This window comes from Streptosporangium sp. NPDC048047, from assembly GCF_040653115.1.
In the GTDB taxonomy this organism is placed as follows: Bacteria; Actinomycetota; Actinomycetes; order Streptosporangiales; family Streptosporangiaceae; genus Streptosporangium.
Genome location: NZ_JBEZNH010000054.1, coordinates 1 through 19,077, shown reverse-complemented (window position 1 = coordinate 19,077; position 19,077 = coordinate 1). Strand labels below are relative to the sequence as shown.

The window sequence follows — 19,077 nt, the reverse complement described above, 5'->3', positions numbered from 1 at the left end:
GTGCGAGAAACTTCTGTGTGCCCGGTTGTTCCGGGCTGCACGAGGTCTGATGGGGGAGGACGAACGATATGGCGGCGATGACAGGAGTGGTGAAGGACGAGCTGAGCCGGCTGCCGGTCCTGAAGCCGTGCTGCCGTAAGGCCGAGGTGTCGACGCTCCTTCGCTTCGCGAGCGGCCTGCACCTGGTCGGCGGACGGATCGTGATCGAGGCCGAGCTGGACACCAACGTCACGGCGCGGCGGCTCATCAAGGACATCGCCGAGGTGTTCGGGCATCGGGCCGAGGTGCTCGTCCTCGCCCCGGCGGGACTGCGCAAGGGCGCCCGCTACGTGGTGCGGGTGTACCGCGACGGTGAGGCGCTGGCCCGCCAGACCGGCTTGATCGACAACCACGGCCGCCCGGTCCGCGGCCTGCCCAGGCAGGTGGTGGCGGGGGCGACGTGCGACGCCGAGGCCGCCTGGCGCGGGGCGTTCCTGGCGCACGGCTCCCTCACCGAGCCGGGCCGTTCCATGTCGCTGGAGGTCACCTGCCCCGGGCCCGAGGCGGCGCTCGCGCTGGTCGGCTCCGCCCGCCGGTTGAAGATCCACGCCAAGGCGCGCGAGGTGCGCGGCGTCGACCGGGTGGTGGTCCGCGACGGCGACGCGATCAGCGCCCTGCTGACCCGGCTGGGCGCCCACGACAGCGTGCTGCTGTGGGAGGACCGGCGGATGCGCCGCGAGGTGCGGGCGACGGCCAACCGCCTGGCCAACTTCGACGACGCCAACCTGCGCCGCTCGGCCCGCGCCGCGGTCGCGGCCGGAGCCCGGGTCCAGCGGGCCCTGGAGATCCTCGGCGAGGAGGCCCCGGAGCACCTGGTGGTGGCCGGGCGGCTGCGGGTGGAGCACAAGCAGGCGTCCCTGGAGGAGCTGGGCCAGCTCGCCGACCCGCCGCTGACCAAGGACGCCATCGCCGGGCGCATCCGCCGCCTGCTCGCCATGGCCGACAAGCGCGCCCAGGACATCGGCATCCCCAACACCGAGGCCAACCTCACCGTCGACATGCTGGCGCCGTGACGGCGCGGGGTGCGGTGCGGGGGAGCCGCCGGGAGCGTCGCGGGGGAGCGCGGTGTGCCGGGTGTGCGCCGCGAATGTCGTGAGGGGCGTCGCGGCAGGTCAACGGGCGCGTCGAACACACCCCACCCCACCAGTGGTCTAAACCAATTTGGGTCCTATAGGGTTCGTGTTGAGGTTTTCAGCCCGCCACACGCCGCCGGTCCCCGGGGCCGGCGCACCGACGTACGAGGAGATCGGTACCGTGAGCATCCGCGTAGGCGTCAACGGCTTCGGCCGCATCGGCCGCAACTTCTGGCGTGCGGTCGCTGCCAGCGGCAAGGACATCGAGATCGTTGCGGTCAACGACCTGACCGACAACGCCACGCTCGCCCATCTGCTCAAGTACGACAGCATCCTCGGCCGCCTGCCGTACGAGGTGAAGAGCACCGCCGACGAGATCATCGTGGACGGCAAGGCCATCAAGGCCTTCGCCGAGCGCGACCCGGCCAAGCTTCCCTGGGGCGACCTGGGTGTGGACGTCGTCGTCGAGTCCACCGGCCTGTTCACCGACGCCAACAAGGCCCGGGTGCACGCCGAGAACGGCGCCAAGAAGGTCATCATCTCGGCTCCGGCCAAGAACGAGGACGTCACGGTCGTGATGGGCGTCAACGACGACACCTATGACCCGGCCAGCCACACGATCATCTCCAACGCCTCCTGCACGACCAACTGCCTGGCCCCGATGGCCAAGGTCATCAACGACACCTTCGGTATCGAGAAGGGTCTGATGACCACCATCCACGCCTACACGCAGGACCAGAACCTGCAGGACGGCCCGCACAGCGACCTGCGCCGCGCCCGCGCCGCCGCCCTGAACGTCGTGCCGACCTCCACCGGCGCCGCCAAGGCCATCGGCCTGGTGCTGCCCGAGCTGAAGGGCAAGCTCGACGGTTACGCGCTGCGCGTGCCGGTGCCCACCGGCTCGGCCACCGACCTGACCGTCGAGGTCGGCCGCGAGACCACCGTCGAGGAGGTCAACGCCGCGCTCAAGGCCGCCGCCGACGGCCCGCTCAAGGGCTACCTGACCTACACCGAGGACCCGATCGTCTCCAGCGACATCGTCACCGACCCGTCGTCGTGCATCTTCGACGCGGGCCTGACCAAGGTGATCGGCAACCAGGTCAAGGTCGTCGGCTGGTACGACAACGAGTGGGGTTACTCCAACCGTCTCGTCGACCTCGTCGAGAAGGTCGGCCGAGACCTCTGATGAAGGACCTGTCCGCATTCGACGTGAAGGGCCGGCGCGTCCTGGTGCGCGCCGACCTCAACGTCCCCCTGGACGGGGACGTCATCACCGACGACGGCCGCATCCGCGCCTCCGTCCCGACGATCCGGGAGCTCGCCGACAAGGGCGCCCGGGTGGTGGTCTGCGCCCACCTCGGCCGGCCCAAGGGCGAGCCGAACCCGAAGTACTCCCTGGCGCCGGTGGCCCGGCGCCTCGGTGAGCTGCTGGGCGCCGACGTCGCCTTCGCCTCCGACGTGGTGGGCGACTCGGCCCGGTCCGTCGTCGAGGGCCTCGGCGACGGCCAGGTGGCCCTGCTGGAGAACCTGCGGTTCGAGCGGGGCGAGGAGTCCAAGGACGACGCCGAGCGCGCCGCGTTCGCCGAGAGGCTCGCGGCCTTCGCCGACCTCTACGTCGGCGACGGCTTCGGCGCGGTGCACCGCAAGCACGCCAGCGTCTACGACGTGCCGAAGCTGCTGCCGCACGCGGCGGGCCGGCTCGTGCTCGCCGAGGTCGAGGTCCTGCGGAAGCTGACCGAGGAGCCGGCCCGGCCGTACGTCGTGATCCTCGGTGGCGCGAAGGTCTCCGACAAGCTCGGCGTGATCGGCAACCTCCTGACCAAGGTCGACCGGCTCCTCATCGGCGGCGGCATGGCCTACACCTTCCTGGCCGCCCAGGGCCGCGAGGTCGGGAAGTCGCTGCTCCAGGAGGACCAGCTCGACACCGTGCGCGGCTTCCTCGACGAGGCGGCCAAGCGCGGCGTGGAGCTCGTCCTGCCGGTCGACGTGCTGGCGGCCGTCGACTTCGCCGAGGACGCCGAGTACGAGGTGGTCGACGCCACCGCGATCCCGGCCGACCGCCAGGGCCTCGACATCGGCCCGCGCACCCGCGAGTTGTTCGCGGGCAAGCTGGCCGACGCCCGGACGGTGTTCTGGAACGGCCCGATGGGCGTCTTCGAGTTCGAGGCGTTCTCCGGGGGAACCCGCGCGGTCGCCGAGACGTTGGTCGCCTCGGAGGCGTTCACCGTCGTCGGCGGCGGCGACTCGGCCGCGGCCGTGCGCACGCTCGGGCTGCCCGAGGACGGGTTCTCGCACATCTCCACCGGTGGCGGGGCCAGCCTCGAATACCTTGAGGGCAAGACCCTGCCCGGGCTCGTCGCCCTGGACAGCGGGGAGTGAACCGACTCGGTGAGCGGGCGCGCCGTCCCGGCGCGCCCGCTTCCGACGCCAGAAACGTGAGTAGCGCTCCGCGAAGCGGACGAGGAACGGCGGGTGACAGATGAGCACGGCACGCAAGCCCCTCATCGCCGGCAACTGGAAGATGAACCTCAACCACCTGGAGGCCATCGCTCACACCCAGAAGCTGGCGTTCGCGCTGAACGACAAGGACCTCGACCGGGTCGAGGTGGCGGTCCTGCCGCCGTTCACCGACCTGCGCAGCGTGCAGACCCTGGTGGACGGCGACAAGCTGCGCCTGGTGTACGGCGCGCAGGATCTGTCCGAGCACGACGGCGGCGCGTACACCGGGGAGGTCTCCGGGGCGATGCTCGCCAAGCTCGGCTGCACCTTCGTGGTGATCGGGCACTCGGAGCGGCGGCAGTACCACCGCGAGGACGACGACGTGGTCAACGCCAAGATCCACGCGGCCTACCGGCACTCGCTCACGCCGATCCTGTGCGTGGGGGAGAACCTCGAGGTCCGCCGGGCCGGCGGCCAGGTGGCCCACAGCGTCGCCCAGCTCGACGGGGCGCTGCGCAAGGTCACCGCCGAGCAGGCCGCGTCGATCGTGCTGGCATATGAGCCGGTGTGGGCGATCGGCACCGGCGAGGTGGCCACCCCGGAGGACGCCCAGGAGGTCTGCGGGGCGCTGCGCTCCCGACTCGCCGAGCTGTATGACGCCGATGTGGCCGCCGCCGTCCGTATCCTTTACGGAGGGTCGGTCAAGGCCGACAACATCCTCGGCATCATGGCGCAGCCCGACGTGGACGGCGCCCTGGTCGGCGGCGCCAGCCTCGATCAGGTGGAGTTCGTGAAAATCTGCCGTTTTGGTGAAATGTCAGGCTGACCGAGACGTTCGGGGGGTACGACTTGACATGAGGTCGTACCCTCTTAGAGCAAGTTTGAATCGTCACGCCTCAGGCGTCACACAAGGGTCGTGCCCGGACGCGGGCCGCGCGTAAATAGGGAACAGGTCAACGGTGACAATCGGAATCTCCATCGCCCTCATTCTGGCGAGCTTGCTGATGATCCTGCTCGTCCTGCTTCACAAGGGCAAGGGCGGGGGTCTGTCGGATCTGTTCGGTGGCGGTTTCTCGTCATCGTTCGGAGGGTCCTCCGTGGTCGAGCGCAACCTTGACCGGCTCACCATCATCACCGGTGTGGTCTGGTTCGTCTGCATCATCGCGCTGGGCCTTCTTCTCAAGCCCTGACCGGGGCTTTCAGACGCCCTGGCTTTCGCCAAGCGTGACAGTGGTTCAGCCCCCCGCGCCCACCCGGAGCGGCGGGGGGCCATCGAGCGAGGAGTTCATCCGTGGGTAGTGGCAACGCGATCCGTGGCAGCCGTGTCGGAGCCGGCCCGATGGGGGAGGCGGAGCGCGGCGAGGCGGCTCCCCGTGTGAGGGTCCCGTTCTGGTGCGCGAACATGCATGAGACGCGCCCCAGCTTCGCCAGCGACGCCCCCATACCGGAGTTCTGGGACTGCCCGCGGTGCGGCCTCCCGGCCGGTCAGGACGAGAGCAACCCGCCCGCGCCGCCGCGCAACGAGCCGTACAAGACGCACCTCGCGTACGTCAAGGAGCGCCGCAGCGACAAGGACGGCGCCCAGATCCTGGCCGAGGCCCTGGAGCGGCTGCGTTCCTCCTCCCGCCCGATGTACTGATCCGCTGATCCGGCGGATGTGAGGGGCCCCCGCGGAGAGCTTCCGCGGGGGCCCTCCGCGTCTCCCATGACCAGGGGACGCCGGGCGGCGGGTGAGGCGTCCCGGCCCCGCCGTACGGATGCCGGGGTTCAGGTCCCGGCCACGCCGCGGCGGTAGGCGTAGCCGACGGCCTGGGCGCGGTCGCGCGCCCCGATCTTGGCGAAGAGGTTGTTGACGTGCGTCTTCACCGTGGCCTCGCTGATGAACAGGGCCGCGGCGATCTCCGCGTTGGAGCGGCCCTCGGCGATGAGCCGCAGGACCTCACCCTCCCGCCTGGTCAGCCCGTCGGGCAGGGCGTCGCGCTCCCGGGCGGGACCCGTCCGCCCGGCGCGCTCCCGGCCGGGATCCGGCACGGCGGCGCGGTCCCGTACGGGGACCGGCGGGCCGCCGTGGCCCCTGGAGGAGCCCGGCCGGGCGTCCTCCAGGTCTCTCCGGGCCGGGCCGGTCGGCGGAGCCGGGGGCATGGCGTCCAGGAGGCGGCGCTGGACGGCCGGGTCGAGCTGGGCGTCGCCCCGCGTCACGGCGGCGACGGCCCGGGAGATCTCCTCGGCGTCGGCGCTCTTGGTGAGGAAGCCCCGGGCCCCGGCCCGCAGCGCGGCGAACACCGACTCGTCGTCGGAGTAGGTGGTCAGCACGACGACCTGGACGTCCGGATACGCGGCGCGGATCCGCCCGGTGGCCTCGACGCCGTCCATCCGGGGCATCCGCAGGTCCATCAGGACCACGTCCGGCCGTGTCTCCCGGACCAGCCGCAGGGCGGCTTCGCCGTCGCCCGCGGAACCGGCCACCTCGATGCCGGGCAGCAGACCCAGCAGCAGCGTCAGCCCCTCACGCACGACCGTCTGGTCGTCGACCACCAGCACCCGGACGGGCGCGCCGCCCGTCTCCCTCCCGGCCTCGGTCATCCTGCGGTCTCCTCCGGTGGCTCGACGGGCCGGCGCGCGGCGGGGATCAGGCCCGGAGGGCGCCCCGCCGCCGGAGACCCCCCAGCGGGCCGCTCCGTCATGGGAGACGGCCCGGCCGACCGTTCCGCCGCACGGATCCGCCCGGACCGTCGTTCGGCGGGGGACCGGCCGGAGGGTCGTTCCGCCGCGGGGAACCTCAGCCGCACCCGGAAACCCCCGTCCGTCTCCCCGGCCTCCAGCGCCCCACCGAGCAGCTCGGCCCGCTCCGCCATCCCGACGAGACCGTACCCCCCTCCCGGCGTGCCCGGCCCGCTCCCTGAGGGGTTGGTCACCTCCAGCTCGCAGACCTCGCCGGCGAAGGCCAGCCGTACGGTGGCCGGCGCCCCGGGAGCGTGCCGGCCGACGTTGGTGAGGGCCTCCTGGGCGGTGCGGACCACCGCCAGCTCGGTCTCGGGCGCCAGCCGCCGTTCGGGGCCGGTCACCGTCAGCGGGCACGCCTGCCCGGTCGTGGCCCGGAACTCCTCGGTCAGGGCTTCGATCGCCGCCGGCAGTGGCGGGCTGTCCTCCCGCAGCGCCGACACGGCCCTGCGGGCCTCCTCCAGTCCCGACCTGGCGAGCTGCCCGGCGTGCTCCACCCGTTCCAGTGCTTCGGTGTGCCGCTCGGCCCGCAACAGCAGGCGCGCGCCCTCCAGGTGCACGATCTGCGCGGACAGGGAGTGGGCCAGCACGTCGTGGATCTCCCTGGCGATCCGCGCCCGCTCGGCGAGCACCGCCTCGCGTGCCTCGGCGGCCCGGGTCGCCCTGCGCTGCCGGACCGCGTAGGCGATGAGGAGGATCACGCAGACGTTGACGGCCAGGGACAGCTCCTGCTCCCAGGAGCGGCCGGCCAGCCCGGCCAGCAGCAGGCCGGTCAGCGCGAGCAGCCCCACCGGCACGGCCCGGTGCGGCGGATGGCGGAAGGCCGCCGCCCCGACGGTGAAGAGCAGGGCCGCGACGGCCAGGCCGCCGTCAGGGGAGAGAACGAGGAGGCCGATCGAGGCGATCACGGCGGTGCCGAGCCTGACCGGGATCCCGAGAACCGTGACCGGGGGCTTCTCCCGGCGGGCCGAGCCCGGCGGGGGAGCGGCGGCCAGGCATCCGGCGACGGCCAGCGCCAGTGCCGCGACCGTGAGGCGGTGACCGGGGGCGGCGGCCTGGTCCCGGACCACCTGTACGACGGCGAACGCGGCGAACGTCGCGACCACCGCGACCCGCAGCAGGACCGCGGCCTGCCACCGGATTCCGGGCATGTCCCGAAGATACCCGTGGGCTCGGCCTCCCTCCGCACCGGGCCGTTTCCGGCGTTCCGCCGCGCGGGGACTCCGGGTGCCGGGCGGCGTCCGCCGGTGCGGGCCGTACGGCGACGCCCCAGCGGTGGGCGGCGGCATACGGAGCCCGGTACGGAGCGCCGTACGGTGCGGGGAGCGGTCACGCGCGCTGGGACGGTGAGGCGCGGGGGCAGGGCGCGGGCTCGGCGGGCGACGAGGAGGGACTGGACGCCGATGGTCACGCCCATGAAGAACAGGATGGCCGTGGGCGCCGGCGCGAGCCCGAGGGCGTGGCCGGCGCCGAGCAGCGCGACGCGCGCGACGGCGGAGGCCAGCCAGCCCAGCAGGGTCCATCGGGTGCCCTTGGACCAGGGCGTCCCCTTCCCGTCCCGCCAGACCCGGACGGTCGAGGCGCGCAGGACGCCGAAGGCCACCGCGCAGGCGACATCCACGGCCAGCAGGAGCAGGCTGAGCGGCAGACGACGAGGGTCCACGAGCCCGCCGGAGGCGGCGCCGGCCACCATCATGAACAGGGCGAGCCAGAGGAGGCCGGTCCGGGTGGCGACCCGGGTCATCATCTGCCGGTAGAGCACGAAGGCGATGACGAGGACGATGACGGCCGTCGTGCTCAGCGGATTCGTCGAAATGAGCGAGTTCACGGGGAAGACGGTAGGGAAACGCGCGCCGGGGCGGATCGGCGCCGGGGTGGAGAGATTCGATCTCCACCCGTGGGTGGAGTGCCGGCGGATCGCCGTCCGCGATCCCCGCACCGGGCGGTGATCCGCGTCCCCGCACCGGGGCGATGGTCCGTGTCCCCGTACCGGGCTGCCGGGCTGAATGGTCCGTGCGACGCGGTCCGGACCGTACGGCGAAAAAATTTCGCGGCACGCATCTTTTCGTAATCCGCAAATATGTGTACGGTGGTCCCATGGACACCGGGAAACCCGAGCGGCCGGGACTTCGGGAGCGCAAGAAACAGGAGACCCGTGCCGCGCTGAGCTGGGCGGCCATCCGCCTGGTCGTGGAGCGCGGGCTGGACGCCGTCCGGGTGGAGGACATCGCCGCCGAGGTCGGGGTGTCCCCCCGCACCTTCAACAACTATTTCTCCAGCAAGGGCGAGGCGATCGCCGCCCGCCACCTCGACCGCGCCCGCCGGATCGCGGAGGAACTGCGCGCCCGGCCGGAGTCCGAGCCGCTGTGGGAGGCGATCCTCAACGCGGTGCAGACCCAGTTCTCGCCCGCCGACACGCCCGGTGGCACGCGCGTCGACGCGGCCGGTGACATGTCCGGCGGCGCGGGCGACGAGGTGACCGGCGGCAGACGGGCACCCGACCGGCGGTGGATCGCCGGAGTCCAACTGATGATCAGCGAACCCTCGCTGCAGGGCGAGATGCTCAGGGCGAACGCGGCCGCCGAGGCGGAGCTGGCCGCGGCGATCGCCGAGCGCACCGGCACCGACGCCGTCCGCGACCTGTACCCGCGGCTGGTGTCCGGCGCGGTCGGCGTGGCCGTCGGCCTGGTCATGGAGCGCTGGCTGCGGGCCGACCCGCCCGTCCCGTTCGGGCCGATACTCCGCGACGCGCTCGGCCAGCTCGCCGCGGGGCTGCCGGTTCCCGGTCGAGGGGAGGCCGCCGGTCCCCGGGCCTGAGAGCGGCCCTTCCGGCCTCCGGCCCCCGCCGGTCCTCCAGCCCTCCCGGACCCGCCGGCCCTGATCGGCCCGGCCCTGATCGGCCCGGCCCCGGGAGTCCGGTCTGCGAGCCCGATTCCCGCCGCACCCCGTACCCGGGTGCCCCTCTCGGACGTCGCCCGGGTGGTCCGTCACGACCATCGGTTGTCACCGTGTGTCATGGGGCGTGACGACACGTGCCCACGTGTTCCATGCCCTCCTTTCATCGACCCCGGACCTCCGGGAGCCGAACCCCCATCCATCCCATCGAGGAGGAACCGCCATGTCCGCAGACGTGGTCATCGCCGGAGCCGGCCCCAACGGGCTGATGCTGGCCTGTGAGCTGAGCCTGGCCGGAGTGCGGCCGATCGTGCTGGAGCGGCTGCCCGCACGCACCACCGAGAACCGCGCCAACGGCCTGGTCGGCCAGGTGGTGCGGATGCTCGACCGCCGGGGCCTGTACGGGCGGCTCGGCGGTGGCACCGAGCCGCCCCGGCCGGTTCCGGGGTTCGTGTTCGGCGCGCTGCCGCTCGACCTGAGCACGCTGGACGACAACCCGCTCTACATGCTGGGGACGCCGCAGCAGCGCGTCGAGCAGGTCCTGGAGGAGCGTGCCGCCGAGCTGGGCGTCGAGATCCGCCGGGGGCACGAGCTCGCCGGCCTGTCGCAGGACGCCGAGGAGGTCGTCGCCGACGTCATCGGACCGGACGGCCCCTACCGGCTGCGGGCCCGCTATCTCGTCGGGGCGGACGGCGGGCGCAGCGTGACGCGGAAACTGGCGGGGATCGGCTTCCCCGGCGTGACGCGGGACTCCACGGTCTCCCGCACCGCGTCCGTCACCGTGCCGCCGGAACTGGTGGACCCGGCCACCGGCGGGCTGAACGTGCCCGGCTACGGACTCGTCCCGCCGTTCATGCACCACCGCACCGAACGCGGGTTGTTCGTCTTCGCGCCCTTCCCCTGCCGCCCGGCCCTGGTGAGCACCATGGAATGGGAGCCCGCCGCGGCCGAGGGTGACGGGCAGCCGCCGCTGACCCTGGAGGAGCTGGGCGAGAGCGTCCGCCGCGTCCTCGGGGCCGATCTCCCCCTCGGCCCGTCCACGGGGTCCGGTCCGCACGTGATGCGCCGCCTGACCGGCGGAAACACCCGGCTGGCCGAACGGTTCCGGGACGGCCGGGTGCTGCTGGCCGGTGACGCGGCCCATGTGCACTCGGCGATCGGTGGTCCCGGTCTCAACCTGGGCCTGCAGGATGTGGTCAACCTCGGCTGGAAGCTCGCCGCCGAGATCCACGGCTGGGCCCCGCCCGGCCTGCTGGACAGCTACGAGGCCGAACGGCGGCCCGCGGCGGAGCGGGTCGTCATGCACAGCCAGGCGCAGTCCGCGCTCATCGCCCCGGGAGCGGAGGTCACCGCGCTGCGGCGGCTGTTCACCGAGCTCCTCGGCGACCGGAACGTCGTCCGGCATATCGCCGCCACCATGGCCGGATCGGACATCCGCTACGACATGGGCGTAGGCGACGGGGCCGCGGGCGACGGGGGCGCGGGCGGCGTCCACTCCCTGACCGGCAGGTGGGCGCCCGACCTGTCGCTCGACACCGGCACCGGTCCGGTACGGCTCGCCGAGCTGACCGCGGACGCCCGTCCACTGCTGCTGGACCTGACCGAGGACTTCTCAGTGGCCCGGGAGGCCGCCGGCTGGAGCGACCGGGTGAAGGTCGTCGGCGCGCGCCCGCCGCATTCCGGCATGCCGGGCGGTGGAGCCGGTGAGGACGCCGCGCGTGGCGGATTCCACGGATCCGCCGTACCCGGTGAGGACGGCGGATCCGGTGGCATCGCCGCTCTGCTGCTGCGGCCCGACTGCTACGTGGCCTGGGCCTCGGCGTCGCCTCGTCCGGACTCCCGGGAGCGGGACGCCCTCCGCGCCGCCCTGGCGCGATGGTTCGGCGCGCCCGCCGAGGACGCCTGACGGCGCGGCCGTCCCGGCGTACGGCGAGTCCGCCAGGGCGGCCGCCCCGGGTCCGAGGGCGCCGCGCCGACAGGGATTGCTAAACGGAACCTTCTCCGCTTAAATAAGCGGAGAATGTTCCGTTTGTTAGGGCTCCGCTGAAGGTGTCCAGGCCCGCCTTGAGGCGTCCGGCGTCCATCCCGAGCGTCCGGCGCTGGTACAGGTACAGGTCCGCGGCCAGCGGCGCCAGCAGGGCGTCGGCCAGGTAATGGGCGTCGGCCTCCGGGAGGGCCTGGCGGATCAGCGTGGCGAGATGGAGGTGGTAGGCGGCGTAGGAGCCGCCGGTGTAGCGGGCGTGCGGGGCGCTGCTCTCGGCGAACAACAGCAGGTCGGCCTGCTCCTCCGTACGGTCCGCCAGCGCGGCCAGGAAGGCGCGCACCCGCTCGCCGGGTGCGGCCCCCGGGCCCAGAGGGGGCGGGCCGTGCAGGAAGGCGTGCTGGAAGGCGCGCTCGCGCTCGTCGATCAGCGCGTGGGCGAGCCCCGCCCGATCGGTGAAACGCCGGTAGACGGTGCCGACGCCGACGCCGGCGGCCCGGGCGACCTCGTCCATCGACAGGCTCTCCACGCCGCCGGCCGCGGCGAGGTCGCGGGCGGCGGCCAGGATCCTCCGGCGGTTCTCCGCGGCGTCGGCCCGCTCCCGCGGCCGCGCTCCGGCGAGCGGCAGTTCCCTGTTCATCCCGGCAGCATAGTCATCCGGAGACCGCTCCGGATTCCACGGTCAGGAGACATCCATGTCATCACTCACGGGCCGGACGGCCCTGGTCACCGGCGGCAGCAGGGGCATCGGCGCCGCCGTCGCGCTGGGACTCGCCGCGGCCGGAGCCGACGTCGCCATCACCTACGCCCGCTCGGCCGACCGGGCGCGCGAGGTCGCGGCGGAGATCGAGGCGCTGGGCCGTACGGCCGTCACGATCGAGGCCGACGCCGCCGACCCCGCCTCGGCCTCCCACGCGGTGGACCGGACGGTCGGCGTCCTCGGCCGGCTCGACGTCCTCGTCAACAACGCCGGGACCTTCGTCCACGGCCCGCCGGAGGAGATGACGCTGGAGCAGGTCGACCACATCCTGGCCGTCCACACCCGCGCCGCCTTCCTCCTCGCCCAGCAGGCCATCCGGCACATGGGAGCAGGGGGCAGGATCATCACCATCGGCAGCAGCCTCGCCGAGCGCGTCCCCTACCCCGGCATGACCCTCTACGCGATGAGCAAGGCGGCGCTCACCGGGCTCACCAGGGGCCTGGCCCGGGACCTCGGCTCGCGTGGCATCACCGCCGCCATCGTGCACCCGGGGTCCACCGACACCGAGATGAACCCGGCCGACGGCCCGGACGCCGACGCCGAGCGCGCCTTCACGGCGGTCGGCCGCTACGGCCGGGCCGAGGAGGTCGCCGCCATGGTGGTCCACCTGGCGGGCGAGGGCGGCGCCTTCGTCACGGGCGCGGCCATCGCCGTGGACGGCGGTTTCGCCGCGTGACCCCCCGAGCCCGCGGACGGATCCCGACGGGGAGGACGTGAGATGACCAAGACGGCCGTCGCGTGGAGCGTGCTCGTCGGCGCCGGACTCCTGGAGATCGTCTGGGCGGCCGGAGGGGCGGAGCGAGGCGACCTCGCGCCGGATCCCGATCCGGCGATCTCCGGGACCGACCGGCGCGCCGGGCACGCGGACATCGTCTGAAAACTCCTCGATGGGGCCGTGGGGCCTGGCCGGCGTCCGTATTCATTAGTACGACAGACGTCGTAGTTTGACATCTATCGTACTTCCGTGTTTGAGTCGATCATCGTCTCTCACGGAGGAAGAACGACATGCTGGCGAAGACGGTGCTGTTCCACGAACTCGGCGGCCCCGAGGTGATGAGGCTGGAGGACGTGGAGGTCGGCGAGCCGGGTCCGGGCGAGGTCCGGATCCGCGTGGACGCGATCGGCCTGAACCGGGCCGAGGTGCTGTTCCGCACCGGCCACTACATCGAGCCGGTGAAGCGGTTCCCCGCCCGGCTGGGCACCGAGGCCGCGGGCGTGGTCGAGGCGGTCGGCGAGGGCGTCGAGGAGTTCCGGCCCGGACAGCCGGTCAGCACCGTGCCCGGGTTCTCGCAGAACGACCACGGGGTCTACGCCGAACGGGCGATCGTGCCCGCGGCGTCGGTGCTGCACCGCCCCGAAGGACTCGGCGCCGTCGAGGGCGCGGCGGTGTGGATGCCGTACCTGACGGCCTACGGCGCGCTGGTGGAGGCCGGGGGGATGCGTGCGGGGGACACGGTCGTGCTGAACGCGGCCTCCAGCAGCGTGGGGCTGGCCGCCATCCACGTCGCCGGCCGCGTCGGCGCCACACCCATCGCCCTCACCCGCACCGCCGCCAAGAAGGAGGCGCTGCTGAAGGAGGGCGCGGCGGAGGTGATCGTCACCGGGTCGGAGGACGTGGCCGAGCGGGTGCTGACGGCGACCGGCGGCCGGGGCGCCGAGTTCGTCTTCGACGCCGTCGCCGGTCCCGGCGTGCGGGACCTGGCCCGGATGGTCGCCGACGAGGGCACACTCCTGGTGTACGGCGCGCTGAGCGGCGAGCCGACCCCCTATCCGGGCATCGACCTCGGCATGCCCGCGCTGAACATGCGCACCTACACCATGATCGAGACGGCGAGCCGGCCGGAACGGCTGCGCCGGGCGGCCGCGTTCGTGACCTCCGGGCTGCGTTCGGGTGCGTTCCGGCCGGTGGTGGACCGCACCTTCGACCTGGGCGAGATCGTCGAAGCCCACCGGTACCTGGAGTCGAACGCCCAGGTCGGCAAGATCGTGGTCACCGTCGCGCACTGACCTCCGCAGGTCCTCCGCAGGTCCTCCGTCGGCACGCGGACCGGCCCCGTGGCCGGGGAGGCGGGGTCAGGGCCAGACCTTGGCCTGGGACTCGAAGAGCTCCCGGTCGCTCTCCACGGGCAGGACGCAGACCAGGTGCCCGCCGGGCACCCGCAGCACGCGGCACTCCTGCCACCGCGACACCTGCTCGGCGCCGAGCCCGACCAGACGCGCGGTCTCGGCCTCGACGTCGTCGGTCTCGATGTCCAGGTGGAAGCGGGGCGCGTCGTCGACCGACTGGACGGCGGTGACCAGTCCGGGCAGGGCCTCGTGCAGCGTGACGAACTGCGGCTCGGAGGGGATGAGCTCGGTCCGCACGCCGAGCGCGGCGGACCAGAAGGCCGCCGCGTCGGCGGCCTCGGCCTCGGGGGCGTCGATCAGAACGGCGTAGACGCGGCTTCGATGCATGTCCGCACCGTACCGGTTGCGTCTCCGGCCGGTGCCGACACCCATGCGACGGCGATGCGGCCGCCGGCTTCGGGGGCGTCCGAGAGGGTCAGCCGTCCGGCCCGGCGAGCCGGTCGCGCAGATACTCCCGCAACACCACGGCGTTGTTGTGCTCGGTGTCCCTGGCCGCGTACAACAGCGTGACCTTCCCCGCGCGCGCGGCCTCCAGCAGAGGCTGGACGGTGTCCGCCTCGCCGTCCAGCTCCTCGCGGTAGCGGCGGCGGAACTCCGCGAACCGCTCGGGGCGGTGCCCGAACCAGCGCCGCAGCTCCGCCGAGGGCGCGATGTCGCGGACCCAGCGGACCCGCTCCAGCTCGTCCTTGCGCACACCGCGCGGCCACATGCCGTCCACCAGGAACGCCGTCCCCTCGAACGGCCCGCCGTCGTACACCCGCTTGACGATGATGTCCCCCATCCCCGGGATCTACCCGGATGGCGTGCCGCGGAAGCGGCGGACCGGTTCGCGGCATCGGGTGGCAGGATGTCCGGCATGACTGCATCGGATCCGAAGTCGGATCTCCATCGTTACCTGAAGATCGCCCGTGAGGCCCTGGTCTGGAAGCTCGACGGACTGGCGGAGTACGACATCCGCCGGCCGATGACCCCCACCGGGACCAACCTCCTCGGATTGATCAAACATGTGGCCGGCACCGAGGCCGGGTACTTCGGTGACGTCTTCGGCAGGCCGTTCCCCGAACCGCTGCCCTGGATGGAGGACGAGGCCGAGGCCAACGCGGACATGTGGGCGACCGCGGAGGAGTCGCGCGAGGAGATCATCGCGCTGTACCACCGGGTGCAGGCGCATTCGGACGCGACGATCGAGGCGCTGGAGCTGGACGCGACCGGCCGGGTGCCGTGGTGGCCGGAGGGCCGTGACGAGGTGACCCTGCACCGGATCCTGATCCATATGATCGCCGAGACCGACCGGCACGCCGGGCACGCCGACATCGTCCGGGAGCTCATCGACGGGGCCGCCGGACTGCGGCAGGACGCCGGGAACCTGCCGCCGGGCGACCGGTCATGGTGGGAGGGCTACCGCGCCCGGCTGGAGGACGTGGCCCGCGTGGCCGGCCAGGCCTGAACCGGCGGCGCGGCGACGGAGCCGGTCGGGCCTGATCCGGCGGCGGGCACCGGAGCCGGCCGGGATCGCGAAGACGCCTGCCGGGACGGCGGTGAGCCGCGGCGCCCGCGCGGAAGCCGCCCGGACGTGACGCGGAATCACGGGTTCAACCGGAGCCGGACCGTACGGCGGGCCAGATGCGGCGGGGGCGGTACGGCCAGGCGTTCGCCCGAACGGGTGGGCAGGGCGAAGCCGACCGCCTTGCCGGACGCTCCCGTCGTGAAGACCGTCGTCGGACAGACCCGGCAGTAGCCCTGGGACAGCTCCCTGACCATGATCAGACCGCGCCCGCGCTCGGCGAACAGGTCCAGCGTCGTCTGACCGCGGGGACGGTCGAGAAGCGCCGGGATCCACCCCGGATCCGGATCGCCGTCGACCACCTCGCACCAGACGGGGACGCCGTCCACGACGAAGAGGCGCACCTCGTACGGCGGGCGCGCATGACGCTCGCCGTTGGCCGCCAGTTCGGCCACGATCGTCTCCGCGTCGTGGACGTCCTCGCCGGGCACGCCCGCGGCCCGGAGCGCCTCGCGCACGACGGCGCGGGCGCGTCGCGAGGCCGGTCCGGGACACAGCGGGCGCGGGCCGCCGTCCTGCTGGCCGGAGCCCTGACCTCCGCCCGCTCGGTCGAACGCCTCCGCCGCTTCTCCGCCCGCCTGGACCCGTACGGCACCACCATCCAGGTCAGAGAGTTCCGCGCCAGCCTGGACGCCGAACTCCTTTAGTGACGGCGGGACTCAGTCGTTGGTGGACGCCCCCGGTCCAGTCGCGGCGTACCGGGCGGCGATGGTGCGGACGGCCTCGTCGACCACCTGGGCGACGCGTTCGGCGGTCACCTCCCAGCCCGGCACCAGGAGTTTCGGCCAGAAGACGTAATTGGAGATCATGCCTAGGAACTGGGTGGCTGCGAGGTTCACGTCCTCGACCCGCACCGTTCCCGCCTCGTGCTCAGCCAGGAGGTAGCTGCGTACCGACTCGAAGTAGGGCATCTTCCCGTGCGAGAACTGCGCATGGGCCAGCTCCGGGAACCGCGGCAGCTCGGCGATGACGATCCGGAACAGGTCGGTCATCTGGGGCCGGCTCAACAGTTCGGCGTAACGGCGGCCGAGGGCGCTGAGCCCGTCGACGACGTTGCCTGCCGGCGGAGGATCCTCCTCGTCAGCGATTGACCAGGACTCGGTGACGATGGCGTCGAACAGGGCGGCCTTGCTCGGAAATTGCTTGAACAAGGTGGCCCGCGAGACACCCGAGCGTTCTGCGATCCGCGCCAGCGATGTCCGGTCGTAGCCCAACTCGAGGAACAGCGCGGTCGCGGCCGTCACGATCAGCGCGTGCTTTTCCTGGGCGACGCGCTGGTGGTACGTCGGTACGACCCTGTTCATGGACCGAGCATACGAGATGAGTGGCTTGACTCGCCACTGTCGCCGACCTACTGTCAAGGCAGTGGTGAGTCGCCCGGCTCACCATCGGCCGGCCGTTCATCGCCGATGATCCCGGTCGGTCACCCACGTACCGAAGGAACATCGGATGAATCGCTTCGACAACCAGACCGTGCTCGTGACCGGTGGGACCGGTGGCCAGGGATCGAGCCACGTACGCGCCTTTCACGCGGAGGGAGCGAACGTGGTGATCGGCGACATCGACACCGAACGCGGCGCCGCTCTCGCCGACGAGCTCGGGACCCGCGCCCACTTCACCCGCCTCGACGTCACCGACGAGAGTTCGTGGTCCGCTGCCGTGCGGGCCGCCGAGAGCGCCTTCGGCGCCCTGAACGTACTCGTTAACAACGCGGGCGTCCAGAACCCGCCGGTGCCGATTGAGAACACGGACCAGGCCACGTGGTCGCGCATCCTCGATATCAACCTCACAGGGACCTTCCTCGGCATCAAGGTCGCCGCCCCCGCTCTGCGCCGCGCGACAGGGGGAGCCATCGTCAACATCGCCTCGACGATGGGCCTGGGCGGTACGGCGCACTACGCGCCGTACGTCGCCGGCAAGTGGGCCGTGCGAGGACTTACCCGAACGGCGGCGCTCGAACTCGGCCGGGATCGCATCCGCGTGAACACCATCCACCCCGGCGTGATCGCGACCCCCTTCATCCAAGAACCGGCGGCCGGCGCCACCGCGGCGATCGCCGACTTCTACTCACCCGAGCCGTTCGCCATCCCCCGACTTGGAGAGCCGGCCGACGTCACCCGGCTTCTCCTGTTCCTCACGTCATCAGACGCGTCGTTCATCACGGGGTCGGAGTACGTCATCGACGGTGGACTCCTCCTCGGGCCCGCCCTTCAGACCGAGACCGCATGAGCAGTCCAGACACGACCGGATGGAACGACTCCGCACGTGACGCGTCTTTGTCGCACCTGCCCGATCACATCCGGCGAGCCATCGAGATCACACCCGCAGCAGGCACCAGCGAACGGATCATCGACATCACGACGCTGGGGCGACGCACCGGCCGGCCACGCCGCATCGAGATCTTCTTCTACCGGGCTGTGGGCACCACCTACCTGTGCAGCGGCGCCGGCAGTGCCGCGACCGACTGGCATGCGAACCTTCTCGCCGATCCCGACTTCACCTTCCACCTCAAGAACGGGATCTGCGCAGATCTGCCTGCACGGGCCACGCCTGTCACCGACCCGGCTGAACGTCAGGCCGTGCTGGCGGAGATCGTCGCGGATCTCAACCAGCCCCACGACCCCGGCACCATCCGGCCGACTCGACTCGAAGACTGGGCTGACAGCCGGCTGATGCGCATCAGCTTCCGCCATCGGCAGTGATCGCGGATCCCTCGACAGATGACCCAGATCGTCGGCGGCCACGGCAAGGCCGGCTCACCGTACGGCTTCGCCGCCCTGGCTCGTGCCGGCCCACCCGCGCGCCCGGCTGGAACGGGTGGAGGAACTCAGGTCCGGGACCCTTCGATCACCGCGACGATCTCGTCGACGGCCCGTCTGAACTCGGGCAGGGAGTACAGGGGCCAGACGTGCATCATGCCGGGGTATTCGAACCACTCCAGGGACACCCCCTCCTGCCGTGCCCTGTCCTTGAGCCGGTGGGCGTCGACGTTGAGGATGTCGAGGGTGCCGGTGAAGACGGCGATGGGAGCCAGGCCGCGGAGCGAGCCGTACAGGGGGCTGACCACCGGATCACGCGGGTCCAGACCTCCCGCGTACAGACGGCCGGCCTCGCGCACGCCCTCGGGGGCGAGGATCGGGTCGTCCCGCTCCAGCTTCGCCATCGCCGGATCGTCGCAGGAGACGTCGACGCACGGCGACACCAGCACCAGACGCGCCGGCTGCGGCAGGCCGGCCTGTCTGGCCTGCATGACCAGGGACAGGGCCAGGTTGCCCCCCGCCGAGTCGCCCATCACGGTCAGGCGCCCCGGCGAGATCCCGGTAGAGAGGCAGGAGCATGGCCCACACGTCGCGGGCGGTGTGCTCGGGGGCGAGGGCTAAAAACTGCCGCGCAATTAATCAGTGAACCTCAGCCTTTCTCATTGTCTATAATGATCCCGTGAAGCTTTCCGAGTGGGCGGCACGCAACGGCGTGCACT

General features: G+C 72.2%; 25 protein-coding genes. 17 read left to right on the top strand and 8 right to left on the bottom strand.

The annotated features are described in order from the left end of the window. Nucleotides 1–68 precede the first annotated feature (68 nt). The 6 genes from whiA (at nt 69) to AB0D67_RS31670 (ending at nt 5,190) form a co-directional block, all read left to right on the top strand. Entirely contained in the window at nt 69–1,052 is a 984-nt protein-coding gene (gene whiA / locus AB0D67_RS31695; RefSeq protein WP_179827915.1) for a DNA-binding protein WhiA, read from the top strand. 241 nt (nt 1,053–1,293) lie between these two features. Further along, on the top strand, nt 1,294–2,298 hold the full coding sequence (gene gap / locus AB0D67_RS31690) for a type I glyceraldehyde-3-phosphate dehydrogenase (protein WP_362944188.1): 1,005 nt from the start codon (nt 1,294–1,296) through the stop codon (nt 2,296–2,298). Continuing rightward, nucleotides 2,298–3,491, top strand: coding sequence for a phosphoglycerate kinase (locus AB0D67_RS31685; RefSeq protein WP_362944186.1), 1,194 nt, complete (start codon nt 2,298–2,300; stop codon nt 3,489–3,491). Before gap ends, AB0D67_RS31685 begins: the two co-directional genes overlap by 1 nt. Before the next feature lie 100 nt (nt 3,492–3,591). Beyond that, nucleotides 3,592–4,377 carry a triose-phosphate isomerase gene (tpiA, locus tag AB0D67_RS31680; RefSeq protein ID WP_362944184.1) on the top strand — a complete coding sequence of 262 codons (786 nt, stop codon included), beginning with the start codon at nt 3,592–3,594 and terminating at the stop codon, nt 4,375–4,377. A 133-nt stretch (nt 4,378–4,510) separates the two neighbouring features. After that, nucleotides 4,511–4,741, top strand: coding sequence for a preprotein translocase subunit SecG (gene secG, locus AB0D67_RS31675; protein ID WP_179827931.1), 231 nt, complete (start codon nt 4,511–4,513; stop codon nt 4,739–4,741). Between the two features lie 101 nt (nt 4,742–4,842). Continuing rightward, nucleotides 4,843–5,190 (top strand): RNA polymerase-binding protein RbpA, encoded by a 348-nt coding sequence (locus tag AB0D67_RS31670; RefSeq protein ID WP_179827933.1) that lies wholly within the window; start codon nt 4,843–4,845, stop codon nt 5,188–5,190. 128 nt (nt 5,191–5,318) lie between these two features. On the opposite strand, the gene AB0D67_RS31665 is transcribed toward AB0D67_RS31670, so the two are convergent. Next, nucleotides 5,319–6,134 carry a response regulator transcription factor gene (locus AB0D67_RS31665; protein WP_362944181.1) on the bottom strand — a complete coding sequence of 272 codons (816 nt, stop codon included), beginning with the start codon at nt 6,132–6,134 and terminating at the stop codon, nt 5,319–5,321. Next, nucleotides 6,131–7,423, bottom strand: coding sequence for a histidine kinase (locus AB0D67_RS31660; protein WP_362944178.1), 1,293 nt, complete (start codon nt 7,421–7,423; stop codon nt 6,131–6,133). The genes AB0D67_RS31665 and AB0D67_RS31660 overlap by 4 nt, the downstream gene beginning before the upstream one ends. Nucleotides 7,424–7,687: 264 nt before the next feature. On the opposite strand from AB0D67_RS31660, the gene AB0D67_RS31655 reads away from it, so the two are divergent. From AB0D67_RS31655 to AB0D67_RS31640, 4 genes are all read left to right on the top strand, one after another. Then, nucleotides 7,688–8,029 (top strand): hypothetical protein, encoded by a 342-nt coding sequence (locus AB0D67_RS31655; RefSeq protein ID WP_362944176.1) that lies wholly within the window; start codon nt 7,688–7,690, stop codon nt 8,027–8,029. 12 nt (nt 8,030–8,041) lie between these two features. Next, the gene (locus AB0D67_RS31650) at nt 8,042–8,221 is read left to right on the top strand and encodes a hypothetical protein (protein WP_362944174.1); all 180 of its coding nucleotides are present in this window, start codon (nt 8,042–8,044) and stop codon (nt 8,219–8,221) included. 148 nt (nt 8,222–8,369) lie between these two features. Next, a complete protein-coding gene (locus AB0D67_RS31645) occupies nt 8,370–9,089 on the top strand; it encodes a TetR family transcriptional regulator (RefSeq protein ID WP_362944172.1) in 720 nt (239 codons plus the stop codon). 301 nt (nt 9,090–9,390) lie between these two features. After that, complete coding sequence (locus AB0D67_RS31640; protein ID WP_362944170.1) at nt 9,391–11,073, top strand: FAD-dependent monooxygenase; 1,683 nt, start codon at nt 9,391–9,393, stop codon at nt 11,071–11,073. Nucleotides 11,074–11,152: 79 nt separating this feature from the next. Here AB0D67_RS31640 and AB0D67_RS31635 read toward each other — a convergent pair whose 3' ends face one another. Next, entirely contained in the window at nt 11,153–11,788 is a 636-nt protein-coding gene (locus AB0D67_RS31635; protein WP_362944168.1) for a helix-turn-helix domain-containing protein, read from the bottom strand. A 55-nt stretch (nt 11,789–11,843) separates the two neighbouring features. Here AB0D67_RS31635 and AB0D67_RS31630 point away from each other — a divergent pair, with 55 nt between their 5' ends. From AB0D67_RS31630 to AB0D67_RS31620, 3 genes are all read left to right on the top strand, one after another. Beyond that, nucleotides 11,844–12,584, top strand: a complete 741-nt coding sequence (locus tag AB0D67_RS31630) for an SDR family oxidoreductase (RefSeq protein ID WP_362944166.1) — start codon at nt 11,844–11,846, stop codon at nt 12,582–12,584. A gap of 42 nt (nt 12,585–12,626) precedes the next feature. Next, the gene (locus AB0D67_RS31625; RefSeq protein ID WP_362944164.1) at nt 12,627–12,785 is read left to right on the top strand and encodes a hypothetical protein; all 159 of its coding nucleotides are present in this window, start codon (nt 12,627–12,629) and stop codon (nt 12,783–12,785) included. A 128-nt stretch (nt 12,786–12,913) separates the two neighbouring features. Continuing rightward, on the top strand, nt 12,914–13,915 hold the full coding sequence (locus AB0D67_RS31620) for a zinc-dependent alcohol dehydrogenase family protein (protein WP_362944162.1): 1,002 nt from the start codon (nt 12,914–12,916) through the stop codon (nt 13,913–13,915). A gap of 66 nt (nt 13,916–13,981) precedes the next feature. On the opposite strand, the gene AB0D67_RS31615 is transcribed toward AB0D67_RS31620, so the two are convergent. Both AB0D67_RS31615 and AB0D67_RS31610 read right to left on the bottom strand, forming a co-directional pair. Continuing rightward, complete coding sequence (locus tag AB0D67_RS31615; protein ID WP_362944160.1) at nt 13,982–14,362, bottom strand: VOC family protein; 381 nt, start codon at nt 14,360–14,362, stop codon at nt 13,982–13,984. A gap of 88 nt (nt 14,363–14,450) precedes the next feature. Next, complete coding sequence (locus tag AB0D67_RS31610; RefSeq protein WP_362944158.1) at nt 14,451–14,816, bottom strand: DUF488 family protein; 366 nt, start codon at nt 14,814–14,816, stop codon at nt 14,451–14,453. 75 nt (nt 14,817–14,891) lie between these two features. Between AB0D67_RS31610 and AB0D67_RS31605 the strand changes: the two genes are divergently transcribed. Beyond that, a complete protein-coding gene (locus AB0D67_RS31605; RefSeq protein WP_362944155.1) occupies nt 14,892–15,482 on the top strand; it encodes a DinB family protein in 591 nt (196 codons plus the stop codon). 137 nt (nt 15,483–15,619) lie between these two features. Here AB0D67_RS31605 and AB0D67_RS31600 read toward each other — a convergent pair whose 3' ends face one another. After that, nucleotides 15,620–16,030, bottom strand: coding sequence for a hypothetical protein (locus tag AB0D67_RS31600; protein ID WP_362944153.1), 411 nt, complete (start codon nt 16,028–16,030; stop codon nt 15,620–15,622). On the opposite strand from AB0D67_RS31600, the gene AB0D67_RS31595 reads away from it, so the two are divergent. Continuing rightward, nucleotides 15,962–16,246, top strand: a complete 285-nt coding sequence (locus AB0D67_RS31595; RefSeq protein ID WP_362944255.1) for a hypothetical protein — start codon at nt 15,962–15,964, stop codon at nt 16,244–16,246. The two genes, AB0D67_RS31600 and AB0D67_RS31595, sit on opposite strands and share 69 nt — an antisense overlap. A gap of 12 nt (nt 16,247–16,258) precedes the next feature. On the opposite strand, the gene AB0D67_RS31590 is transcribed toward AB0D67_RS31595, so the two are convergent. Continuing rightward, nucleotides 16,259–16,903, bottom strand: a complete 645-nt coding sequence (locus tag AB0D67_RS31590) for a TetR/AcrR family transcriptional regulator (protein ID WP_362944151.1) — start codon at nt 16,901–16,903, stop codon at nt 16,259–16,261. 145 nt (nt 16,904–17,048) lie between these two features. Here AB0D67_RS31590 and AB0D67_RS31585 point away from each other — a divergent pair, with 145 nt between their 5' ends. Next, nucleotides 17,049–17,828 carry a glucose 1-dehydrogenase gene (locus AB0D67_RS31585; RefSeq protein WP_362944149.1) on the top strand — a complete coding sequence of 260 codons (780 nt, stop codon included), beginning with the start codon at nt 17,049–17,051 and terminating at the stop codon, nt 17,826–17,828. After that, nucleotides 17,825–18,301, top strand: a complete 477-nt coding sequence (locus AB0D67_RS31580; protein ID WP_362944147.1) for a nitroreductase/quinone reductase family protein — start codon at nt 17,825–17,827, stop codon at nt 18,299–18,301. Before AB0D67_RS31585 ends, AB0D67_RS31580 begins: the two co-directional genes overlap by 4 nt. A gap of 125 nt (nt 18,302–18,426) precedes the next feature. On the opposite strand, the gene AB0D67_RS31575 is transcribed toward AB0D67_RS31580, so the two are convergent. Beyond that, nucleotides 18,427–18,915 (bottom strand): alpha/beta hydrolase fold domain-containing protein, encoded by a 489-nt coding sequence (locus AB0D67_RS31575; protein WP_362944253.1) that lies wholly within the window; start codon nt 18,913–18,915, stop codon nt 18,427–18,429. Between the last annotated feature and the right edge of the window lie 162 nt (nt 18,916–19,077).

What these genes read in the sequence shown, in the direction of transcription:
- AB0D67_RS31650 (WP_362944174.1), top strand. Translation starts at nt 8,042, where the DNA reads ATGACGAGGACGATGACGGCCGTCGTGCTCAGCGGATTCGTCGAAATG.
- AB0D67_RS31615 (WP_362944160.1), bottom strand. Translation starts at nt 14,362, where the DNA reads ATGCATCGAAGCCGCGTCTACGCCGTTCTGATCGACGCCCCCGAGGCC.
- AB0D67_RS31630 (WP_362944166.1), top strand. Translation starts at nt 11,844, where the DNA reads ATGTCATCACTCACGGGCCGGACGGCCCTGGTCACCGGCGGCAGCAGG.
- AB0D67_RS31595 (WP_362944255.1), top strand. Translation starts at nt 15,962, where the DNA reads ATGACGCTCGCCGTTGGCCGCCAGTTCGGCCACGATCGTCTCCGCGTC.
- AB0D67_RS31590 (WP_362944151.1), bottom strand. Translation starts at nt 16,903, where the DNA reads ATGAACAGGGTCGTACCGACGTACCACCAGCGCGTCGCCCAGGAAAAG.
- AB0D67_RS31655 (WP_362944176.1), top strand. Translation starts at nt 7,688, where the DNA reads ATGAAGAACAGGATGGCCGTGGGCGCCGGCGCGAGCCCGAGGGCGTGG.
- AB0D67_RS31610 (WP_362944158.1), bottom strand. Translation starts at nt 14,816, where the DNA reads ATGGGGGACATCATCGTCAAGCGGGTGTACGACGGCGGGCCGTTCGAG.
- AB0D67_RS31660 (WP_362944178.1), bottom strand. Translation starts at nt 7,423, where the DNA reads ATGCCCGGAATCCGGTGGCAGGCCGCGGTCCTGCTGCGGGTCGCGGTG.
- whiA (WP_179827915.1), top strand. Translation starts at nt 69, where the DNA reads ATGGCGGCGATGACAGGAGTGGTGAAGGACGAGCTGAGCCGGCTGCCG.
- AB0D67_RS31585 (WP_362944149.1), top strand. Translation starts at nt 17,049, where the DNA reads ATGAATCGCTTCGACAACCAGACCGTGCTCGTGACCGGTGGGACCGGT.
- AB0D67_RS31580 (WP_362944147.1), top strand. Translation starts at nt 17,825, where the DNA reads ATGAGCAGTCCAGACACGACCGGATGGAACGACTCCGCACGTGACGCG.
- AB0D67_RS31625 (WP_362944164.1), top strand. Translation starts at nt 12,627, where the DNA reads ATGACCAAGACGGCCGTCGCGTGGAGCGTGCTCGTCGGCGCCGGACTC.
- AB0D67_RS31645 (WP_362944172.1), top strand. Translation starts at nt 8,370, where the DNA reads ATGGACACCGGGAAACCCGAGCGGCCGGGACTTCGGGAGCGCAAGAAA.
- AB0D67_RS31605 (WP_362944155.1), top strand. Translation starts at nt 14,892, where the DNA reads ATGACTGCATCGGATCCGAAGTCGGATCTCCATCGTTACCTGAAGATC.
- AB0D67_RS31635 (WP_362944168.1), bottom strand. Translation starts at nt 11,788, where the DNA reads ATGAACAGGGAACTGCCGCTCGCCGGAGCGCGGCCGCGGGAGCGGGCC.
- AB0D67_RS31665 (WP_362944181.1), bottom strand. Translation starts at nt 6,134, where the DNA reads ATGACCGAGGCCGGGAGGGAGACGGGCGGCGCGCCCGTCCGGGTGCTG.
- AB0D67_RS31620 (WP_362944162.1), top strand. Translation starts at nt 12,914, where the DNA reads ATGCTGGCGAAGACGGTGCTGTTCCACGAACTCGGCGGCCCCGAGGTG.
- AB0D67_RS31640 (WP_362944170.1), top strand. Translation starts at nt 9,391, where the DNA reads ATGTCCGCAGACGTGGTCATCGCCGGAGCCGGCCCCAACGGGCTGATG.
- AB0D67_RS31685 (WP_362944186.1), top strand. Translation starts at nt 2,298, where the DNA reads ATGAAGGACCTGTCCGCATTCGACGTGAAGGGCCGGCGCGTCCTGGTG.
- tpiA (WP_362944184.1), top strand. Translation starts at nt 3,592, where the DNA reads ATGAGCACGGCACGCAAGCCCCTCATCGCCGGCAACTGGAAGATGAAC.